The sequence below is a fragment of the Paraburkholderia sp. BCC1885 genome (assembly GCF_900996235.1).
Lineage (GTDB): Bacteria > Pseudomonadota > Gammaproteobacteria > Burkholderiales > Burkholderiaceae > Paraburkholderia.
The window spans coordinates 135,690-155,870 of sequence record NZ_CAAJGM010000208.1 but is presented as its reverse complement, the minus strand read 5'-3'; the positions used below and the strand labels follow the sequence as shown (position 1 = coordinate 155,870).

General features: G+C 64.8%; 19 protein-coding genes. 17 read left to right on the top strand and 2 right to left on the bottom strand.

What is annotated here, in order from left to right; genetic code table 11:
* Position 1 precedes the first annotated feature (1 nt).
* The 7 genes from FQ755_RS19150 (at position 2) to ftsB (ending at position 9,184) form a co-directional block, all read left to right on the top strand.
* Positions 2 to 790: a TatD family hydrolase gene (locus FQ755_RS19150; RefSeq protein WP_144156384.1), complete on the top strand. Its 789-nt coding sequence runs from the start codon at positions 2 to 4 to the stop codon at positions 788 to 790.
* A 141-nt stretch (positions 791 to 931) separates the two neighbouring features.
* Entirely contained in the window at positions 932 to 3,664 is a 2,733-nt protein-coding gene (locus FQ755_RS19145) for a ComEC/Rec2 family competence protein (RefSeq protein ID WP_144156383.1), read from the top strand.
* Positions 3,665 to 3,732: 68 nt separating this feature from the next.
* A complete protein-coding gene (locus FQ755_RS19140) occupies positions 3,733 to 4,536 on the top strand; it encodes an alpha/beta fold hydrolase (RefSeq protein WP_144156382.1) in 804 nt (267 codons plus the stop codon).
* Between the two features lie 109 nt (positions 4,537 to 4,645).
* On the top strand, positions 4,646 to 6,307 hold the full coding sequence (locus tag FQ755_RS19135) for a CTP synthase (protein ID WP_144156381.1): 1,662 nt from the start codon (positions 4,646 to 4,648) through the stop codon (positions 6,305 to 6,307).
* On the top strand, positions 6,304 to 7,158 hold the full coding sequence (kdsA, locus tag FQ755_RS19130; protein WP_144156380.1) for a 3-deoxy-8-phosphooctulonate synthase: 855 nt from the start codon (positions 6,304 to 6,306) through the stop codon (positions 7,156 to 7,158). Before FQ755_RS19135 ends, kdsA begins: the two co-directional genes overlap by 4 nt.
* A 180-nt stretch (positions 7,159 to 7,338) precedes the next feature.
* Positions 7,339 to 8,622 (top strand): phosphopyruvate hydratase, encoded by a 1,284-nt coding sequence (gene eno / locus FQ755_RS19125; RefSeq protein WP_144156379.1) that lies wholly within the window; start codon positions 7,339 to 7,341, stop codon positions 8,620 to 8,622.
* 112 nt (positions 8,623 to 8,734) lie between these two features.
* Complete coding sequence (ftsB, locus tag FQ755_RS19120) at positions 8,735 to 9,184, top strand: cell division protein FtsB (protein ID WP_144156378.1); 450 nt, start codon at positions 8,735 to 8,737, stop codon at positions 9,182 to 9,184.
* Between the two features lie 128 nt (positions 9,185 to 9,312).
* Here the strand turns inward: ftsB and hslO are convergent, their stop codons facing one another.
* Together hslO and FQ755_RS19110 are read right to left on the bottom strand one after the other, a co-directional pair.
* The gene (gene hslO / locus FQ755_RS19115) at positions 9,313 to 10,263 is read right to left on the bottom strand and encodes an Hsp33 family molecular chaperone HslO (protein ID WP_144156377.1); all 951 of its coding nucleotides are present in this window, start codon (positions 10,261 to 10,263) and stop codon (positions 9,313 to 9,315) included.
* A gap of 49 nt (positions 10,264 to 10,312) precedes the next feature.
* Positions 10,313 to 10,837 carry a gamma carbonic anhydrase family protein gene (locus FQ755_RS19110; protein WP_144157034.1) on the bottom strand — a complete coding sequence of 175 codons (525 nt, stop codon included), beginning with the start codon at positions 10,835 to 10,837 and terminating at the stop codon, positions 10,313 to 10,315.
* 217 nt (positions 10,838 to 11,054) lie between these two features.
* Between FQ755_RS19110 and FQ755_RS19105 the strand changes: the two genes are divergently transcribed.
* The 10 genes from FQ755_RS19105 (at position 11,055) to FQ755_RS19060 (ending at position 20,159) form a co-directional block, all read left to right on the top strand.
* Positions 11,055 to 11,930, top strand: a complete 876-nt coding sequence (locus FQ755_RS19105; RefSeq protein WP_144156376.1) for a ferritin-like domain-containing protein — start codon at positions 11,055 to 11,057, stop codon at positions 11,928 to 11,930.
* Between the two features lie 96 nt (positions 11,931 to 12,026).
* A complete protein-coding gene (locus tag FQ755_RS19100) occupies positions 12,027 to 12,911 on the top strand; it encodes an alpha/beta fold hydrolase (RefSeq protein WP_144156375.1) in 885 nt (294 codons plus the stop codon).
* Between the two features lie 106 nt (positions 12,912 to 13,017).
* Positions 13,018 to 13,848: a 3',5'-nucleoside bisphosphate phosphatase gene (locus FQ755_RS19095; RefSeq protein WP_144156374.1), complete on the top strand. Its 831-nt coding sequence runs from the start codon at positions 13,018 to 13,020 to the stop codon at positions 13,846 to 13,848.
* Between the two features lie 40 nt (positions 13,849 to 13,888).
* On the top strand, positions 13,889 to 14,524 hold the full coding sequence (locus tag FQ755_RS19090; RefSeq protein ID WP_144156373.1) for an L-threonylcarbamoyladenylate synthase: 636 nt from the start codon (positions 13,889 to 13,891) through the stop codon (positions 14,522 to 14,524).
* 103 nt (positions 14,525 to 14,627) lie between these two features.
* Positions 14,628 to 15,293 carry a site-2 protease family protein gene (locus FQ755_RS19085; protein ID WP_144156372.1) on the top strand — a complete coding sequence of 222 codons (666 nt, stop codon included), beginning with the start codon at positions 14,628 to 14,630 and terminating at the stop codon, positions 15,291 to 15,293.
* A 4-nt stretch (positions 15,294 to 15,297) separates the two neighbouring features.
* Positions 15,298 to 16,500 (top strand): tryptophan--tRNA ligase, encoded by a 1,203-nt coding sequence (locus FQ755_RS19080; protein WP_144156371.1) that lies wholly within the window; start codon positions 15,298 to 15,300, stop codon positions 16,498 to 16,500.
* A 73-nt stretch (positions 16,501 to 16,573) separates the two neighbouring features.
* Positions 16,574 to 17,164, top strand: a complete 591-nt coding sequence (locus FQ755_RS19075) for a class I SAM-dependent methyltransferase (RefSeq protein ID WP_144156370.1) — start codon at positions 16,574 to 16,576, stop codon at positions 17,162 to 17,164.
* A gap of 42 nt (positions 17,165 to 17,206) precedes the next feature.
* Positions 17,207 to 18,127: a 4-hydroxy-tetrahydrodipicolinate synthase gene (gene dapA, locus FQ755_RS19070; RefSeq protein WP_144156369.1), complete on the top strand. Its 921-nt coding sequence runs from the start codon at positions 17,207 to 17,209 to the stop codon at positions 18,125 to 18,127.
* Positions 18,128 to 18,237: 110 nt separating this feature from the next.
* Positions 18,238 to 19,377, top strand: coding sequence for an outer membrane protein assembly factor BamC (gene bamC / locus FQ755_RS19065; RefSeq protein ID WP_144156368.1), 1,140 nt, complete (start codon positions 18,238 to 18,240; stop codon positions 19,375 to 19,377).
* A gap of 8 nt (positions 19,378 to 19,385) precedes the next feature.
* Positions 19,386 to 20,159, top strand: a complete 774-nt coding sequence (locus FQ755_RS19060; RefSeq protein WP_144156367.1) for an MBL fold metallo-hydrolase — start codon at positions 19,386 to 19,388, stop codon at positions 20,157 to 20,159.
* The last annotated feature ends 22 nt before the right edge of the window (positions 20,160 to 20,181 follow it).

Genomic DNA, 20,181 nt, shown 5'->3' with positions numbered 1-20,181 from the left:
CATGTGGATCGATACGCACTGCCACCTCGACGCGTCGGAATTCGACGCGGACCGCGACGCCGTGGCGGCCGCGGCCCATACGTGCGGGGTGGGGCGCATCGTGATTCCGGGCGTGGCGCGCATGAACTTCGCGCGGGTGCGTGAACTCGCGCATCGCGTGACGGGCGGGGCGTATGCGCTCGGGATTCATCCGCTCTTCACGCCCCATGCGCAGGACGCCGATCTCGACGCCCTGCGCATGGAAATCGAAGCGAGTCTCGACGATCCGCTGTTCGTCGGCTTAGGCGAAATCGGCCTCGATTACTTCGTGCCTGGCCTCGACGATGCGCGCCAGCAGTTCTTCTACAACGAGCAACTGAAGCTCGCCCATGAATTCGATCTGCCGGTGATCTGCCACGTGCGCAAGTCGCAGGATCAGGTGCTCAAGGGGTTGCGCCGGCAGCGCGTGCATCGCGGCATTGCGCACGCATTCAACGGCAGTTTTCAGCAGGCGCAGGCATTTATCGATCACGGCATGCATCTGGGCTTCGGCGGCAATCTGACGTTCGAGCGCGCCTTGCAGATTCGCCGTCTCGCCGCGCAATTGCCGCTCGACGCGCTCGTCGTCGAAACCGACGCGCCCGATATTGCTCCCTCCTGGCTTTACCGCCAACGCAATACGCCCGACCAGATTCCCGCCATCGGCGCGGGACTCGCGCAACTGCGCGGCATCGATATCGACGAGCTTGCCATAGGCACAACGGCTAACGCTCACGCTGCGTTGCCGCGGCTCGCGCTTTCGTCTGCATAATCTCCAGAGGGATTCGCGCCGGGCCGAATCCGCGTCCGGCCGTTCGTCTGAAATAGCGTTCTGACCTGTGTCTGATGGCGATGCCCGGCGGCAGCCGGGCGGCGCGCCGGGCTGCGTTCGGCAAGTCAGGGTGGAGGGCGAATGCGGGCAGTGTGGGGTGGATTTGGGTTGGGCGTGATCGCTTTGCAGCAGCAGGCGGCGTTGCCTGGATGGCGTGGCTGGCTGGTGCTGTGGTTGATCTTGTGCGGCACGCTTGCGTGGGCCGTCTGGGGTTTGCGGTGTGACGAGTCGCGGCATTGGCGCACGCGCGGCGGCTGGTGCGCGGTCTGGCTGGCGGCCGCTTGCGTGGGTTTTGGCTATGCGGCGTGGCGTGCGGAGTGGCGTCTTGCTGTGAGCCTGCCCGTTGCATGGGAGGGGCGTGACCTCGAGGTGGAAGGCAGCGTGCGCGGCTTGCCGAATCGCGACGACAAGGGCGTGCGCTTCCTGTTCGACGTCGCTTCCGTCGCTGCGCCGATCGCGCATTTTCCCCGCACCATTCAACTTTCGTGGATCGATCAAAAAGGGCCGCCACCGCCGCTGCTGGAACCCGGCGCGCGCTGGCATCTGACGGTGCGCCTCAAGCGCCCGCATGGCAATGCCAATTACGGCGTGCGCGATGCCGAAGCGGGCTTGCTGGCGCGCAATGTCCGGGCGACCGGTTACGTCAGCAAACCGGAGACGGCGCATCGGCTGGCGGGGCTGGCGAGCGGCGTGGGTGTCGTCGGCGTCGGCGTCGACCGCTGGCGTGCCGCGCTGCGAGCCCGCATCGATTCGGTACTGGCCGACGCGCCGCATCGCGGCGTCGTGGTGGCGCTTGCCGTCGGCGCGCAGGATGAGGTCAGCGCCGCCGATTGGGCGCTGCTGCGCGCGACCGGCACGAGTCATCTGGTGGCGATCTCCGGGCTGCATATCGGTTTCGTCGCCGGACTCGCCGCGTGGCTGGCCGGGGCGTTATGGCGGCGCTCCTGTTTCGTGGGGCGCAACTGGCCGCTCAAGATCCCGGCGCAGAAAGTCGCGGTCGGCGCGGGCGTGCTGTTCGCCGCGATGCACGCCGCGCTCGCCGGCTTCAACGTGCCGGCGCAGCGCGCGCTATGGATGGCCGGCGCGGTGGCGCTGGCGTTCGTCAGCGGCCGCAGCGTCGCGCCGTCGTGGGTGCTGGCGTGGGCCTTGGGTCTGGTGCTGCTGCTCGATCCGTGGGCGGTGGTGTCGGCCGGGTTCTGGCTGTCGTTTTGCGCGGTGGCGGCGATCGTGTATGCCATGTCGGGACGGCCTCGTCTGCGCGACGAACGGCGGCGCGAAGAGAAAGAGGGTGAAGCGGTGGAGGTGGTTCTGGACCCGTCCGTGGATGCCTCTGCGGCTGTGTCGCCGCGCCGGCTGTCGCGCCCACGCGTCGTCGCCACGCGAATGCTTGCCGCGCTGCGTGTTCGCGTCAGGTCATTGATCGCGCGCCTGCGCAGCGCGGTGCAGGTGCAGTGGGCAGTGACGATCGCGCTCGCGCCGCTGACCGTTTACTGGTTCTCGCAGATTCCACTGATCGGGCCGCTTGCCAATGCATTTGCGATTCCGTGGGTGAGCCTGTTCGTGACACCCGCGGTATTGGCGGGCGTCGCGTTACCGGCGCCTTTGGATGCCTATGCCTTTCGCACCGCTCACAGCCTGCTCGAACTGCTCTGCGCCGGCTTGCAGATGTTGTCGGGCTTCAGTTGGGCGCTATGGCGTCTACCGCAGCCGAACGGCTGGGCGCTGGCCGCGGCGGCGGCCGGTGTCGCGTGGTGTCTGGCGCCGCGCGGCTGGCCGCTGCGCTGGGCGGCGCCGCTCACCTGGCTGCCGCTCCTCCTGCCGGCGCCGCCCGGTCCGGCGCCGGGCACGTTCAGGCTGACCGCGCTCGACATCGGCCAAGGCTCATCGATCTTGGTGGAAACCGCGCATCACGCGCTGCTGTTCGACGCGGGGCCTGGACCGGAGTCGACGCATGCCGGCGAGCGGGTCGTTGTGCCTTATCTGCAGGCCAACGGCGTTTATCGACTGGATGCGATGGTGATCAGCCATTCCGACTCCGATCACGCGGGCGGCGCGCCGGCCGTGCTCGATGGAGTGGAAGTGCGCCAGTTGCTGGCCGGACTGGAGCCGTCGAACGGGTTGTGGGACAAAGCTCGCGCGGTTGGGGCCGAGACGCTGCGCTGTGCGGCTGGGCAGCGCTGGCAATGGGACGGCGTCGAGTTCAGCATGCTCTGGCCGGATCCGGGTCCGCTAGAGGGCAAGCCGAATGACCATTGTTGCGTGCTGCGGGTCAGCACGGCGGGAGCACGTCCTTCGAATGACGCTGCAACGCCCGCAGTCGACGCGGCCAATGCAGTGAACGCGAGCAACGCGACTAACGCGGCCAACCACGTGACCACGTCCACGTCCGCCCCGCAGCCCCGCCTCGCCGCACTGCTCGCCGCTGACATCGAAGCGCCCGTCGAGCGCATCCTGCTCGCCCGCGACCGTGCCGCTCTGGGCGCGCAGATCCTGCTCGTGCCGCACCACGGCAGCAAGACTTCGTCGACCGAGCCGTTCCTCGACTCTATCGAGCCGCTTGTCGCGGTATTTCAGGTAGGCTATCGCAACCGTTTTCACCATCCCAATCCGGGCGTCTTCGAACGCTATCTGGCGCGCCACATCGAACTGGCGCGCAGCGACGAGGACGGCGCAGTGCAGATTCTGGCGGGCTACGGGCCGGCAACGGCGCGAGCAGCGCAGGCCGCGCCGGCGCCGGACGACGAGGCCACGCGCCCGACGCTCTGGGTCGACCGCTACCGCACCTCGCAGCACCGGTACTGGATGGATCAATGAAGGCCGTGCGCGTTGCAACCAGCCGTGCATGCCTCGCCACACAGAATCAGGAACGGAGACAGCCGCACTTGAAAAACATCATTCACTTCTCGCACGCGAACGGTTTTCCCGCCTCGACCTACCGGACCATTTTCGCCGAGCTTGCCGACGATTACGACGTGCGTTTCATCGAGCGTATCGGTCACGATGCGCGCTTTCCGGTGACGCAGGACTGGCCGCATCTGGTCGAACAATTGCTCGACGACATCAGCCGCTCCTATGAGCAGCCGGTCTGGCTGGTCGGCCATTCGCTCGGCGGTTATCTCTCGTTGATGGCCGCGCTGAAAAAGCCGCAGTGGGTGAAAGGGGTGGTGATGCTCGATTCGCCGGTGCTGGCCGGCTGGCGCAGCAGCGTGCTGCGCGTCTCGCAATGGACCGGTCTTGACGAGCGCCTCTCGCCCGCGGCCGCCACGCGCACGCGCCGCACCCAATGGGCGAGCCGCGACGAAGCCTGGCGGCACTTCCACTCGAAGCCGGCCTTCGCGCGCTGGGACGAGCGCATGCTGTCTGACTACATCGAGTTCGGCATTCCGCAGACTTCGCCTGACGGCACGCGCACGCTCGCCTTCGACCGCCTTGTCGAGTACCGGATTTACAAGACCTTGCCGCACACGCTCGGCTCGCGGCTCGCACGCGGCGCGCCGGTGCCGGTGGGTTTCATCGCCGGCACGCATTCCCGCGAAATTCGCCAGGTCGGGCTGGATGCGACGCGCCGTGCAACCGGCGGCCACCTGGAATGGATCGAGGGCAGCCATCTGTATCCAATGGAGAAGCCGCTGGAAACCGCGCGGGCAGTGCAGCGGATGTTGCGCGAACTGGAGCAGCGCGCCTGAGCAGCGGGCGGCGCGAAAATCGGTGCGGGATCGTCGCGGGGCAAGCGCAATTCGCTGGGTTGAGACCCTGCTTTACGGTATAATCCGTTTTTCCCGCGAGCATCCAGCGATGACCAAATATGTTTTCGTCACCGGCGGCGTAGTTTCTTCCCTCGGCAAGGGTATTGCCGCCGCTTCCCTCGCCGCGATCCTCGAATCGCGCGGTCTGAAAGTCACCCTCCTCAAACTCGATCCCTACATCAATGTCGACCCCGGCACGATGAGCCCGTTTCAACACGGCGAAGTGTTCGTGACAGAAGATGGAGCGGAGACTGACCTCGACCTTGGCCACTATGAGCGCTTCATCAGCACGAAGATGCGCAAGGCCAATAACTTCACCACGGGCCAGATTTACGAATCGGTGATCCGCAAGGAACGCCGCGGCGATTATCTGGGCAAAACCGTGCAGGTGATCCCGCACATCACAAACGAAATCCAGGCTTTCGTCGAACGCGGCGCAGCGTCTGCGACGTGCGGCGAGCCGGATGTGGCCATCGTCGAAGTCGGCGGTACGGTGGGCGATATCGAATCGCTGCCGTTCCTCGAAGCGGCGCGTCAGATGAGCCTGCGCCTCGGCCGCAACAGCGCGTGCTTCGTGCACCTGACGCTGGTGCCCTGGGTCGCCACGGCCGGCGAACTGAAGACCAAGCCCACCCAGCACAGCGTGCAGAAGCTGCGCGAAATCGGCATCTCGCCGCACGTGCTGCTGTGCCGCGCCGACCGTCCGATTCCGGACGACGAGCGCGCGAAGATCTCGATGTTCTCCAACGTGCCGGAAGACGCCGTGATCTCGGTGTGGGACGCGGACAGCATCTACAAGATTCCGCAAATGCTGCACGACCAGGGCATGGACGCGATCGTCTGCGACGAGCTCAAGCTCACGCCGAAGCCCGCCGATCTCTCCATGTGGTCGGCCATGGTCGAGAAGCTCGAACATCCGCAGCACGAAGTCACCATCGGCATGGTCGGCAAGTACGTCGACCTGACGGAGTCGTACAAGTCGCTGATCGAAGCGCTGCGCCATGCGTCGATCCACACGTCGACCAAGGTCAACATCGAATACATCGACTCGGAAGAGATCGAAACGCAGGGCGTCGAAAGCCTCAAGCATCTCGACGCCGTGCTGGTGCCGGGCGGCTTCGGCCGGCGCGGTACCGAAGGCAAGATCGCAGCCATCCGTTATGCGCGTGAAGCGAAGGTGCCGTACCTCGGCATCTGCCTCGGCATGCAGCTCGCGGTGATCGAATTCGCCCGCGACGTGGTCGGCCTGAAGGACGCGAACAGCACCGAGTTCGATCCGGGCACGCCGAACCGCGTGGTCGCGCTGATCACCGAGTGGTACGACCGTGACGGCCGGGTCGAAAAGCGCACCGAAGAGTCGGACCTGGGCGGCACCATGCGCCTCGGTTCGCAACGTTGCCCGATCAAACCCGGCACGATGGCCGAAGAGATCTACGGCAAGGACGTCAACGAGCGCCACCGTCACCGTTATGAAGTCAATAATCGCTTCGTGCCCCAGCTCGAAGGCGGCGGTCTTATCATCAGCGCCCGTACTCCGAGCGAAGATCTGCCGGAAATGATGGAATTGCCGCGCAGCATGCACCCGTGGTTCGTCGGCGTGCAGTTCCACCCGGAATTCACGTCCACGCCGCGTGACGGGCATCCGCTGTTCAAATCGTTCGTCGAGGCGGCGCTGGCGCATCAGCAGTCGCTCGTCGAGGAGAAAGCATGAAACTGGGCGATTTCGAAATCGGGCTGGACAAGCCGTTTTTCCTGATCGCGGGCACCTGCGTCGTCGAATCCGAACAGATGACGATCGACGTGGCCGGCCGGCTCAAGGAAATCTGCGCGAAGCTGAACGTCCCGTTCATCTACAAATCGTCTTACGACAAGGCCAATCGCAGTAGCGGCAAGTCGTTTCGCGGTCTGGGCATGGACGAAGGCCTGCGCATCCTGTCCGAAGTGAAACGCCAGCTCGGCCTGCCGGTGCTGACCGACGTGCACTCGGAACACGAGATCGAGCAGGTCGCCTCGGTGGTCGACGTGCTGCAGACGCCGGCCTTCCTGTGCCGTCAGACGGACTTCATCCACGCCTGCGCGCGCTCGGGCAAACCGGTCAACATCAAGAAGGGCCAGTTTCTCGCGCCGCACGACATGAAGAACGTGATCGACAAGGCGCGCGACGCCGCACGTGAAGCCGGCCTCTCGGAAGACCGCTTCATGGCCTGCGAGCGCGGTGTGTCGTTCGGTTATAACAACCTCGTCTCCGATATGCGCTCGCTCGCGATCATGCGCGAAACCAGTGCGCCGGTCGTGTTCGACGCCACTCACTCGGTACAGTTGCCGGGCGGCCAGGGCACCAGTTCCGGCGGCCAGCGCGAATTCGTGCCGGTGCTGGCGCGTGCCGCGGTGGCGGTCGGCGTGGCTGGTCTTTTCATGGAAACGCACCCGGATCCGGCGAAGGCGATGTCGGACGGTCCCAACGCCGTGCCGCTGCATCGTATGGCCGATCTGCTGGAGACGCTGGTTACGCTCGATCAGGCCGTGAAGCGCGCGCCGTTTCTCGAAAGCGATTTCAACTGATGCAGGTGCGCGCGCCGGGTCGACTCATGAGCCGGCGCGGCGCGTCTGAATGCGTGTTGAACCCCGAATTGAACCCCGAGTTGAACCCAATGGTCGTCCAAAGTGTCTGGTCAGGGGCGGCGCCCCGCGCGTCAGACACTGTTTCAACCTAAGAATCCAACGTCATTTCTTGAGGAAACCATGAGTGCTATCGTAGATATCATCGGTCGAGAGATTCTCGATTCGCGAGGCAACCCCACCGTCGAATGCGACGTGCTGCTCGAATCGGGCACGATGGGCCGCGCTGCGGTCCCGTCGGGTGCATCGACGGGTTCGCGCGAAGCGATCGAATTGCGCGACGGCGAAGCCGGCCGCTACGGCGGCAAGGGTGTGCTGAAGGCTGTCGAGCACATCAACACCGAGATCTCCGAAGCGATCATGGGCCTCGACGCTTCCGAGCAAGCCTTCCTCGACAAGACCCTGCTGGAACTCGACGGCACCGACAACAAGTCGCGTCTCGGCGCGAACGCGATGCTGGCGGTGTCGATGGCGGTGGCCAAGGCCGCGGCTGAAGAAGCCGGTCTGCCGCTGTACCGCTACTTCGGCGGCTCGGGCGCCATGCAACTGCCGGTGCCGATGATGAACATCGTCAACGGTGGCGCACACGCCAACAACAGCCTGGACATCCAGGAATTCATGATCGTGCCGGTCAGCCAGCCGACCTTCCGCGAAGCACTGCGCTGCGGCGCCGAAGTGTTCCACGCGCTGAAGAAGATCCTGAGCGACCGCGGCATGAGCACGGCCGTGGGCGACGAAGGCGGCTTCGCGCCGAACTTCGGCAGCAACGACGAATGCCTGTCGACGATCCTGCAAGCCATCGAGAAAGCCGGCTACCGCGCTGGCGAAGACGTGCTGCTGGCACTGGACTGCGCCGCGAGCGAGTTCTACCACGACGGCAAGTACCAGTTGGCGGGCGAAGGCCTGCAACTGTCGTCGACGGAATTCGCGGACTATCTGGCGAATCTGGCCGACAAGTTCCCGATCGTCTCGATCGAAGACGGCATGCACGAAAGCGACTGGGCCGGCTGGAAGACCCTCACCGACAAGCTCGGCAAGAAGATCCAGCTGGTGGGCGACGACCTGTTCGTCACCAACACGCGCATCCTGAAGGAAGGCATCGAGAAGGGCATCGCCAACTCGATCCTGATCAAGATCAACCAGATCGGTACGCTGACGGAAACCTTCGCGGCCATCGAAATGGCCAAGCGCGCCGGCTACACGGCGGTGATCTCGCACCGCTCGGGCGAAACGGAAGATTCGACGATTGCCGATATCGCCGTCGGCCTGAACGCCGGTCAGATCAAGACGGGTTCGCTGTCGCGCAGCGACCGCATCTCGAAGTACAACCAGTTGCTGCGTATTGAAGAGGACCTGGGCGATATCGCCAGCTATCCGGGCAAGTCGGCGTTCTACAATCTGCGTTGAACACCGGACCTGACCATCAGGCTTGAACCTTGAGCCGGTTCTCTTTCGTTTCCGATTCAGCACGCCGCCCTGCGTATAGCGCAGGGCGGCGTGTATTTATTGTGCTTACTTCATGCGGCTCGTCACTGCTGTCCTGATCATTCTGCTGGCGCTGATCCAGTACCCGCTTTGGTGGGGGCATGGTGGCTGGTTGCGCGTGCACGAACTGCAAGGCGAACTGGCGCAGCAGGCGCAGAAGAACGCCGACGAGAAATTGCGCAACGAACGCATTGCGGGCGAAGTGCAGGATCTGCAGAACGGCACGGCCGCGGTCGAGGAGCGTGCCCGTTATGAGATGGGTATGGTCAAGGACGGCGAAGTGTTCGTGCAGTTCGTCGCGCCGAATGCGCCACTGCCGGCGCCGACGAATAACACCGCCACGACCACCTCGACACGCGGCGAGGTATCGGCCGCGCCGGTGCGGGTGGTGCCGAATCCGGAATCGCGCGCGAAGCCGGATCGCAAGCACGGCGGCAAGGACGCAAAAGACAAGGGTTCGAAAGAGAAGAAGCCGGCGCATTGAGGTTACGCAATGCGCTGCGGTGAGGCGACGCCCGGCGGCATCGCATTGGCGCGGGCGGCGGCTTTCAACGGAGCAGGGCGGCTGACTGTTCCGATTCCGCGCACCGCGCTCGCCGCCGCGTCAGTCTCTCAATGCCGTTGGTCCGCCGCGGGCGAGACGCCCTGTGAAAGCTCGGCGGCGACAAAAAGTTGCGCCACATCGACCGGATCGAACTCATAGCGCTGGTTGCAGAACTCGCAATGAATCTCGACGTGGCCACGTTCCTCGATCACGCTGTCCACCTCTTCGCGGCCGAGCATTTTCAGCATCGCGCCGACTTTCTCGCGCGAACAACTGCATTCGAAACGCGCCGGCGCCGGTTCGAAATGCTGCACGTTCTCCTGCCAGAAGAGACGCCGGAACACGGTCTCGGGCTCTTCTTTCAACAGTTCGTCCTGCGACAGCGTGCCGCCCAGCGTGCAGACCCGCTCCCACGTATCCGCGTCGAGCTCGCCCGGATGCGGGACGATGCCGCCGTCGCCCGGCAGCTTCTGCAATAGCAGGCCGACGGCGCGCTCGGTATTGGCCGCGAGCCACAGCCGCGTGTCGAGCTGCTCCGAGTGATGCATGTAGTGTTCGAGCACTTCCGCCATCGACTTGAGCGGGCCGTCGATACCCGACAGCGGCGCGATGCCCTGATACGGCTGCTGGCCCGGCTGCTTGACGCGCGGATCGAGCGTGATCACGCAGCGGCCATGGCCGCTGGCGTTGACCAGTTCGACGAGCGTGGTGTCGTCGGCGATGGTGGTATCCGCTTCGCCGGAAAACTTGGCGGTGGCGCGCATCGACAGATCCGAGCTGCATTGCACCACCAGCATCTTGACCGGGCCGTCGCCGAAAATCTGCATGATGAGCGTGCCGTCGAACTTCAGGTTCGCCGACAGCAGCGCGCACGCCGCCATCATTTCGCCGAGTATGGTGCGCACCGGCGCCGGATAATCGCGGCGGGTCAGCACTTCTTGCCACGTGTTGCGCAGCGAAACGATTTCGCCGCGCACCGGCGCCGCGCTGAACATGAATTTTTGCAACTGGTCGTTCACAACTTTTCCTCGGTCTAATGGCACAACTCGATGCTACGTGTGCGGCCTGCTAGCCGATACGCACGAGCTGCGCCTTGAAATATGCGCGCCTTTCAGCGTATTTGGCCGCGCTTCGATGCATGCCGGCGATGTCGGCTTCCGTCAGTTCGCGCACAACCTTGGCCGGCGCGCCCAGAATCAGCGAATTGTCAGGAAATACCTTGCCCTCGGTGACGATGGCGCCTGCTCCGACCAGACAGTTGCGGCCGATTACCGCTCCATTCAAGACCACCGCCTGAATTCCGACCAGCGTGCCTTCCTTGATGGTGCAGCCATGCAGCATGGCCTGATGGCCGATCGTCACATTGGCTTCGATGGTCAGCGGGTAGCCGGGGTCGGTATGCAGGACGGCGTTTTCCTGGACGTTGCTGCCCGGACCGACCGAAATCAGCTCGTTATCGCCGCGGATCGCCGCGCCGAACCAGACGCTGGAATTTTCCTCGAGCGACACCTTGCCGATGATGGTCGCGGTGTCCGCCACGAATACGCTTTCATGGATGTTGGGGGCTGTATCGCCGAGCTTGTAAATTGCCACAGTGTCTCCGATCCCATGCAACGATATTGCGGTTAGTTCGTGCGGGCGTGCTGCCAAAGCCCGCGCCGTAAGGTCGAATGGCGTATTGTAAACGGTTGTGTGGATGGACCGCGGCGCGCCGCCCGTCCGGTGCCGCGGTGTGCGGCGAGCTGCCAACCCGCGCGTCCATTCGTCCGCTTGCCGTTGCCTCCCTTAGCCGTTTTTCCGTTCCGCCACGATGAATTCTGCTGTCTCCGCCGTCCCCGCTGTCTCTGGTCCCACGGACCATCCGCCGGCCTGTGCTCGCACCGCGGCGCTCCACGCACTATGCGAGCGCGATCCGCGCGCCAAGGCCGACGCGGTGCGCGCGCTCTACGCCAGCGTCCAGCAAGGCCGCGCGAGCTGCTCGCCGGGCGCATCGATCGATGAACCGTCCGGCTTGCCAGGGCGACCCGAGCGTCCGGAGCTGGTCGAGCCGCGCAAGCTCGGCCGCCGCGGCATGCAATCTCCCGAGGGTCGCGCGGTCCTGCTGCATGCGCTGGCGCATATCGAGTTCAACGCCATCAATCTTGCGCTGGACGCCGTCTGGCGCTTCGACGGCATGCCCGCCGCCTTCTACACCGACTGGCTCAAGGTGGCGGCCGAAGAAGCGCATCACTTCTCGCTGCTGGTCGCCCGTCTGGCCGAATTCGATCATGCATACGGCGATTTTCCCGCTCATGACGGCCTGTGGGATATGTGCGAGCGCACACGCGGCGACGTGCTGGCGCGCATGGCGCTGGTGCCGCGCACGCTGGAGGCGCGCGGCCTCGACGCCTCGCCGCCGATCCGCGCGCGGCTCCAGCAGGCGGGCGATCATGCCTCCGCGGCGATTCTCGACGTGATCCTGCGCGACGAGATCGGCCACGTGCTGATCGGCAACCGCTGGTTCCGTCACCTGTGCGAAACGGGCGGTCTGGACCCACATACCACCTACGTCCGTCTTGCCGGGCAGTATCACGCTCCGAAATTACGCGGTCCGTTCAATTTCGCGGCGCGCCGCGACGCCGGTTTCGACGAGGCGGAACTGGCCGCGCTCGCGGGTCTCGAAGAGCCGCCGCCGTCGACAGTCTGAGTCTTTCCTCGACAGGCCACGCCGGCGCCGCGCCTTCCGTTTGGCGCCCATCTCGTTATAATCGAACGACCATTCTTTTTTAGGCGCGGTTTGCTCATGAACACTCCAGAGTCCGATTTCATCACCGTGCGCGGCGTGCGCCTGCACGTGCGGCGCTGGGGCAACCCGACCGCCCCGACGCTGTTCATGCTGCACGGCTGGATGGATGTCGCAGCGTCGTTCCAGTTCGTGGTGGACGCGCTCGGCGGCGACTGGCAGGTAATCGCGCCAGACGCGCGCGGTTTCGGTCTGTCCGACTGGCCGGTCGCCGAGCGCGGCGGCGGCAGCTACTGGTTTCAGGAGTATCTGTCCGATCTCGACGCGCTGCTCGACCATTACGCGCCGTCCGGCGAGGTCAACCTGGTCGGGCACAGCATGGGCGCGAACGTCGTGTGCCTGTATGCGGGCGTGCGCCCGGAGCGGGTTCGACGGGTGGTGGATCTGGAAGGCTTCGGCCTCGCTGCCGCCCATCCGGGTCAGTCGCCGAAACGCCTGCGCGGCTGGCTCGACGAGTTGCGCGAACCGCCCCAATTGAAGCACTACGCCTCGCTCGACGAGGTCGCCGCGCGTCTGACCAGGACCAACCCGCGCCTCGCGCCGTCACGCGCCCGCTATCTCGCCGGGCACTGGTCCATGCCCGACGGCGAGGGCCGCTTCATGCTGCAGGCCGATCCGGCGCACAAGCTGCGCAGCCCGCTGCTGTACCGTCTCGACGAGATCATGGCGGTGTGGGCGAACGTCCGCGCCAGGGTGTTGCATGTCGAAGCCGCCGGCTCGCCGACCCTCGCGCAGATCGCCGGCGAGGTGTCGCTCGACGAGTTCAAGGCCCGCTTCAGCGCCTTTCCCGACTGGCGCGAAAAAATCATCGAGGACGCCGGCCACATGGTCCATCACGATCAGCCGGAGCAGGTTGCTGCGCTGATCGAGGCCTTTTGCGCATAATATTTTTCTTCTGAGGATTTTTCGGCGAAGGCTTGCGCGTCGGCGAATCGTCTGCTGGGCTTACTGCGTTGCAGTAAAATGAACGCAGAACCCTCTTAAGACCCAGATGAACGCCGATCTCCACTGCCATTCCACTGTTTCCGACGGCCAGTTCGCGCCCGCCGACGTCGCGCGCCGCGCGCTTGCCGGCGGCGTCACGCTGTGGGCGTTGACCGACCACGACGAACTCGGCGGCCAGGCGGAAGCGCGCCAGACCGCCGAGGCGCTCGGCATGCGCTATCTGAGCGGCGTGGAGATTTCGGTGACATGGGCGTCGCGCACGGTGCACGTCGTCGGACTGAATATCGATCCGGCCTGCCAGACGCTGATCGACGGTCTCGAGCGAACCCGTAACGGCCGCGCCGCGCGCGCCGAAGCGATCGGCGAGAAACTCGCCACGCTCGGTGTGCCGGATGCCTACGAAGGCGCGCTGAAGTACGTCTCGAATCCCGACATGATGTCGCGCACCCATTTCGCGCGCTTCATGGTGGACGCCGGTTATGCCAGATCGACCCAGGACGCGTTCACCCGTTTTCTCGGCGACGGCAAGCCGGCCTACATTTCCCACCGCTGGTCGAAACTGGCCGACGCGGTAAGCTGGATTCAGGCAGCGGGCGGTGAAGCGGTGATCGCCCATCCGGGGCGCTACGAATACACCCAGGTGGAATTCGACGCCCTGTTCGGCGAGTTCATCGATCTCGGCGGCAAGGCCATCGAAGTCGTGACCGGCAGCCATACGCCGGACCAGTATCGCGAATATGCGGAGGTGGCGCGCCGCTTCGGTTTCGAAGCCTCGCGCGGTTCGGATTTCCACGCGGCGGGCGAGGGCCGGGTCGAGCTAGGCGGCTTGCCGCAACTGCCGTCCGATCTGACGCCTGTCTGGGAACGCTGGCTGTGAGCCTGCGCGGCGCACGGCCCCGATTCTCGCCATAACGACCATGTCCCAATTTTTTCGGATCCACCCGGATAATCCGCAGCCACGCCTGATCAAGCAGGCCGTGCAGATCATCAACGACGGCGGCGTGGTTGCCATGCCGACCGATTCGAGCTACGCGCTCGCCTGCCATCTCGACGACAAAAACGCCGTGGAACGGCTGCGGCGGATTCGCGGCCTCGACGAGCGGCAGTTGCTGTCGCTGCTGGTGCGCGACCTGTCGGAGCTGGCCAATTTCGCGATGGTCGACAACCGGCAATTCCGCCTGATCAAGTCGGTCACACCGGGGCCTTACGTGTTCGTGCTCGAAGCCACCCGGGAAGTGCCGCGCCGGCTGTCGCATCCGTCGCGCAAGACCATCGGGCTGCGGGTGCCGGATCACGCCATCACGCTGGCGATTCTCGAAGAACTCGGCCAGCCGCTGCTCGGCACGACGCTGATCATGCCGGGCGAAAGCCAGCCGCTCAACGACGCGGAAGAAATTCGCGCGCGCCTTGAAAAACAGCTCGATCTGGTGATAGACGGCGGCGCATGCCCTTGCGAGCCGTCGACCATCGTCGATCTGACGGGCGCAGAACCGGTACTGGTGCGGGCAGGGCGCGGCAGCCTCGCACCCTTTGGACTCGAACAGCCGGCATGAAGGGCCGCAGGGTTGTGCCTGCAGCAGGACGGCCAGTCGCAGGGGCGCCTGCATGAGCGAAAGCGGACAGACGCACGCAATGGCGTTGTTACAATAGCAGGCTATGGAATCTTCCCTGATACAGACAATCGCGGTCTACGCGTTGCCGGTGATTTTTGCCATTACGCTGCACGAGGCCGCTCACGGCTATGTTGCGCGCATGCTCGGCGACAATACCGCTTACGCGCTCGGGCGCGTTTCGTTCAATCCGATGCGGCACATCGACCCGCTCGGGACCATCGCCATTCCGCTTCTGCTGTACTTCGCCACCAGCGGCGCCTTCATGTTCGGTTACGCGAAACCGGTGCCGGTCGCCTTCGGCAATCTGCGCAATCCGCGCTGGGGTAGCCTGTGGGTCGCACTCGCCGGGCCGCTGTGCAATTTCGTGCAGGCGCTTCTGTGGGGCGTGTTCAGCGTGGCGCTCGGCGTGGCCGGCGTCGACGAGCCGTTTTTCACGCGCATGGCGGCGGCCGGTGTCGGCGTCAATCTGGTGCTTGGCGTGATCAACCTGTTTCCGCTGCCGCCGCTCGACGGCGGGCGTGTGCTGACCGCGCTGTTGCCGCCGCGTCAGGCGATTGCACTGGCGCGCCTCGAGCCGTATGGTTTTTTTATCGTGATGGCGCTGCTGTTCACCGGCCTGTTGACCCGCTTCTGGCTGAGCCCGCTCGTCAGTCTCGGTTATGACGCCGTGACCGCCGTCCTGACCCCTATCGCTTCGCTTTTTCAATAAAACCATGTTCCCTGACCGTATCTTCTCCGGCATGCGGCCTACCGGCTCCCTGCACCTCGGCCACTATCACGGCGTGCTGAAAAACTGGGTCCGGCTGCAGTCCGAGTATCCGTGCTTTTTCTGTGTGGTCGACTGGCACGCGCTCACCACGCATTACGAAACGCCCGAGGTCATCGAAAAGAACGTCTGGGAAGTGCTGATCGACTGGCTCGCGTCGGGCATCGATCCGGCTCAGGCGACGCTCTTCATCCAGAGCAAGGTGCCCGAGCATGCGGAACTGGCGCTGCTGCTCGGCATGAGCACGCCGCTGGGTTGGCTGGAACGCGTGCCGACCTACAAGGAGCAAATGGAGAAGCTGAAGGATAAGGATCTTTCGACCTACGGCTTCCTCGGCTATCCGGTGCTGATGGCGGCGGACATTCTGCTGTATCGCGGCTCGCTCGTGCCGGTCGGCGAAGACCAGGTGCCGCACGTCGAAATGACGCGTGAAATCGCCCGCCGCTTTAACTACCTGTACGGCCGTGAGCCGGGCTTCGAAGAGAAGGCTAACGAAGCCGCCCGGAAGCTGGGCGGCAAGCGCTCGAAGCTCTATCACGAGTTGCGCAATGCCTATCAGCAGGAAGGCGACGACGAAGCGCTCGAACAGGCGCGGGCGATGTTGCAGGAGTCGCAGAGCCTGTCGATGAACGACCGCGAGCGCCTGTTTGGTTACCTCGAAGGCTCGCGCAAGATCATCCTCGTCGAGCCGCAGGCCATGCTGACGGAAGCGTCGCGCATGCCCGGACTCGACGGCCAGAAGATGTCGAAGTCTTACGGCAATACGATCGGCCTGCGCGAAGACGCGGAGACCATCGGCAAGAAAGTCCGCACCATGCCGACCGATCCCGCGCGCGTGCGCCGCACCGATCCGGGCGACCCGGACAAGTGTCCGGTATGGCAACTGCACCAGGTCTACACGGACGAAACCACCCACGAGTGGGTGCAAAAGGGCTGCCGCTCGGCCGGCATTGGCTGTCTGGATTGCAAGCAGCCGGTGATCGAAGGCATCCTGCGCGAACAGCAGCCCATGCTCGAACGCGCGCAGAAATACATGGACGACCCGTCGCTGTTGCGCGCGATCGTCGCCGACGGCTGCGACAAGGCGCGCCGGTTCGCCACCGAAACGATGCGCGATGTGCGTGAGGCAATGGGCCTCTCGTACAATTGATGCCTTTGGCGCTTCCGAGGCGTCCGGCACCTACCGCGCGCAGCGCTTTTTGCAGGCCATGAGCGAACCCGTTATGTCCGTTTCTCACGCGCCGCCCGGCGAGCCGTCGCGCTGGGTGCGCCGCTGGACGCACCTCGTGGCGGCCGGCGGCGCGGTGCTCGATGTCGCCTCGGGTGCGGGGCGGCACGCGCGCTGGTTTGCCGGCCACGGTCATCCAGTTACCGCGCTCGATCGCGACGCGGCAGCGCTTGCCGCCATGCATGACGAGCCGCTGATCACGACGCTCGCGGCCGACCTCGAAGGCGCGCCCTGGCCATTGCCCGGCGAGGCGAAATTCGCCGCGGTGGTGGTGACGAATTACCTGCATCGCCCGTTGTTCCCGCAACTGCTCGCGGCGCTCGCGCCCGGCGGCGTGCTGATTTACGAGACTTTCGCGCACGGCAACCAGACGGTCGGCAAGCCGTCCAATCCGGCGTTCCTGCTGGCGCCGGGCGAGTTGCTCGACACGGTTCGTCCGCGTCTGCGGGTGGTGGCGTTTCAGGATGGTTTTCTTGCGCAGCCGCGTCCGGCTTACGTCCAGCGGATCTGCGCAATTCTGGAGGCGGAGCCAGCTTCCGGTGACACTCAGGCATTACCCCCGCCTTGTTACGAACTGGCTGGCTAATCCGCTACAATCGCGGTTTACTGATTAAATTCATGGCGTTTCATGACTAACGGCACTCACGGCGGCAACCCCAGCGACGGTCCGCGGATTCGCGGCAGCATTCCCGCCATCATCACCCCGATGCTCGAAGACGGCAGCCTCGATCTGCCGGCGTTTCGCAAGCTGATCGACTGGCATATCGAAGAGGGCACGAACGCGCTCGTGGTGGTCGGCACGAGCGGCGAATCGGCCACCCTGTCGGTCGAAGAACATGTGCTGATGGTCAAAACCGCCGTGGAACACACGGCTGGCCGGATCCCGGTGATCGCCGGTTCGGGCGGCAATTCCACTACCGAGGCGGTCGAGCTGACCCAGCAGGCCAAGGCGGTGGGCGCGGATGCGACCCTGCAGGTGGTGCCGTACTACAACAAGCCGACCCAGGAAGGCATCTACCGCCATTTCGCCAAAATCGCGGAAACGGTCGACCTGCCGGTGATTTTGTATAACGTCCCCGGCCGCACGGTCGCGGATATGTCGAACGAGACGATTCTGCGTTGCGCGCAGGTGCCGGGCATCGTGGGCGTGAAGGAAGCGACGGGCAGTATCGACCGCGCCGCGCACCTGATCAAGTCCGCGCCCGCGCATTTCGGCATTTACAGCGGTGACGATCCGACCGCGATCGCCCTGATGCTGCTGGGCGGCCACGGCAATATTTCGGTCACGGCGAACGTTGCGCCGCGCGATATGAGCGAGCTGTGCAAGGCCGCGCTGGCGGCCGACGCGAAAACCGCGCGCGAGATTCACCTGAAACTCCTGTCGCTGCACAAGAACCTCTTCATCGAATCGAACCCGATTCCTGCGAAGTGGGCGTTGCAGCAACTGGGGCGGGTGCAGGGCGGTATCCGCCTGCCACTCACCCCGCTCGATGCGCGCTACCACGAAGTGGTGCGTGCTGCGCTGCGCGAAGCGGGCCTGCTCGGCTGAGAGTTTCAGCATCGAGCAGCCCGTCACCGGCATTTCCTTAACCGACGTCGACATCGCCCGCGTTCCCGGCATTGAACCAGGCACCGCGTTCCAGCTTCACGAAGGACCTCATGAAACGTTCCGCACTTTCCCTCCACGCAACCCGCATGGCGGCGCTGGCGCTTGCCCTGGTGACGCTCGCCGGCTGTGACACGCTGAACGACTGGTTTGCCTCCGACCGCGTCAACTACAAGGGCGCGGGCACAGCTCCGCCGCTCAACGTCCCGAGCGACCTGCAGGCCACGCCGACCACGCAGATCTACGTGGCGCCGCCCACCAACCTGGCGCTCGGCGGCGCGCCCACGCGTAACGTGACGGCCGCCGGCAACGCGACCGAAGGCGTGCCGAATGCGCAAGACCCGCTCGGCATGCACATCGAGCGCGACGGCGATCATCGCTGGCTGGTGGTCGACGGCCGCACGCCGGAACAACTGTGGCCGCAGTTGCAGGAGTTCTGGCAGGACAATGGCTTTGTCCTGAAGACCGACGCGCCGACCACCGGCATCATGACCACCGACTGGGCCGAGAACCGCGCCAATATTCCGGACGACTGGTTCCGCAAAACCATCGGCAAGGTGGTGGACTTCGCGTACTCGTCGGGAACTCGTGACAGCTTCCGCACGCTGGTTTCGCGCGGTTCGAACGACGTCACCGACATTTCCATCACGCATAGCGCGATGGAAGAAATGCTGACGGGCCAGGACAAGACTTCGTCGCGTTGGGTGGAGCGTCCGCGCGATCCGGCGCTGGAAGCGCTGTTCCTCGCCAAGCTGATGCAGAAATTCGGTCTGACCGACGCGCAGTCGAAGCAACTGATCACGGACGCCCGTCCGGCTACCGCGCCGGTCACGGTGGACCTGGCCGCCGGCGGCGCCGCCACGCTCGACCTGCAGGAATCGTTCGACCGCGCCTGGCTGCGTGTGGGCCTCGCGCTCGACCGCACCAACTTTGCTGTCGACAACCGCGATCGCGAAAAGGGCATCTACTACGTGCGTTACGCGGATTCGGCGCAGGAGCTGAAGAAAGACGGCCTGTTCGGCAAGCTGTTCTACAGCGGCAATTCGAAGAAGCCGGCGCAGGAATTCCTCGTGAACGTGCGTCCGAAGGGTGACACGCAAAGCCAGGTGGCGGTGGTCGACGCCAATGGTCAGGTGGACACCTCGTCGGACGCGCAGCGCATCGTTTCGTTGCTGCATGCGCAACTGAACTAAGGCGAGCCGTGCGGTTCGCCAGCCTGGGAAGCGGCAGTGAAGGCAATGCCTTGCTCGTGGAAGTGCAAAGCGGCGCGACCACCACGCGCGTATTGCTGGACTGCGGCTTTTCGGCGAAAGAAGTCGAGCGCCGTCTTGCGCGGCTCGGCTTGGGCGTCGAGGGCCTCGACGCCATTCTCATTACCCACGAACACAGCGACCACATCGGCAGCGCCTTGACGCTGGCGCGCAAGTGGTCGATTCCCCTGCACATGAGCTGGGGCACGGCGCGCGCAGTCGGCGCCGACGAGGCCGAGGTCGAGCTGCATGTCCTGTGGGGCGACGAGGCGGTTGCGATCGGCGATCTTAGCGTGCTGCCTTATACCGTTCCGCACGACGCCCGCGAGCCTTTGCAATATGTGATGTCCGACGGCGCGAGCCGGCTGGGCGTGCTGACCGACGTCGGCACGTCGACGCCGCATATCAGCAATGTGCTGAGCGGCTGCGACGCGCTGGTGCTCGAATGCAATCACGACGTGCGGATGCTGGCGGCGAGCCGCTATCCGCAGTCGCTGAAGGCGCGCATCGGCGGCAATCATGGCCATCTGAACAACGAGGCGGCGGCGGAGATCCTTGCTTCGCTCGATCGTTCGCGGCTGCGTCATCTGGTGGCGGCGCATCTGAGTCAGCAGAACAATTCGCCGGAACTCGCGCAGGCGGCAATGGCGGGCGTGCTGGGCGCCGCGGCGACCGAGGTGGTGGTGGCGTCGCAGGACGATGGATTCGACTGGCTGACCCTTTGAGGCGGCGTGAGACTGCAGCTGT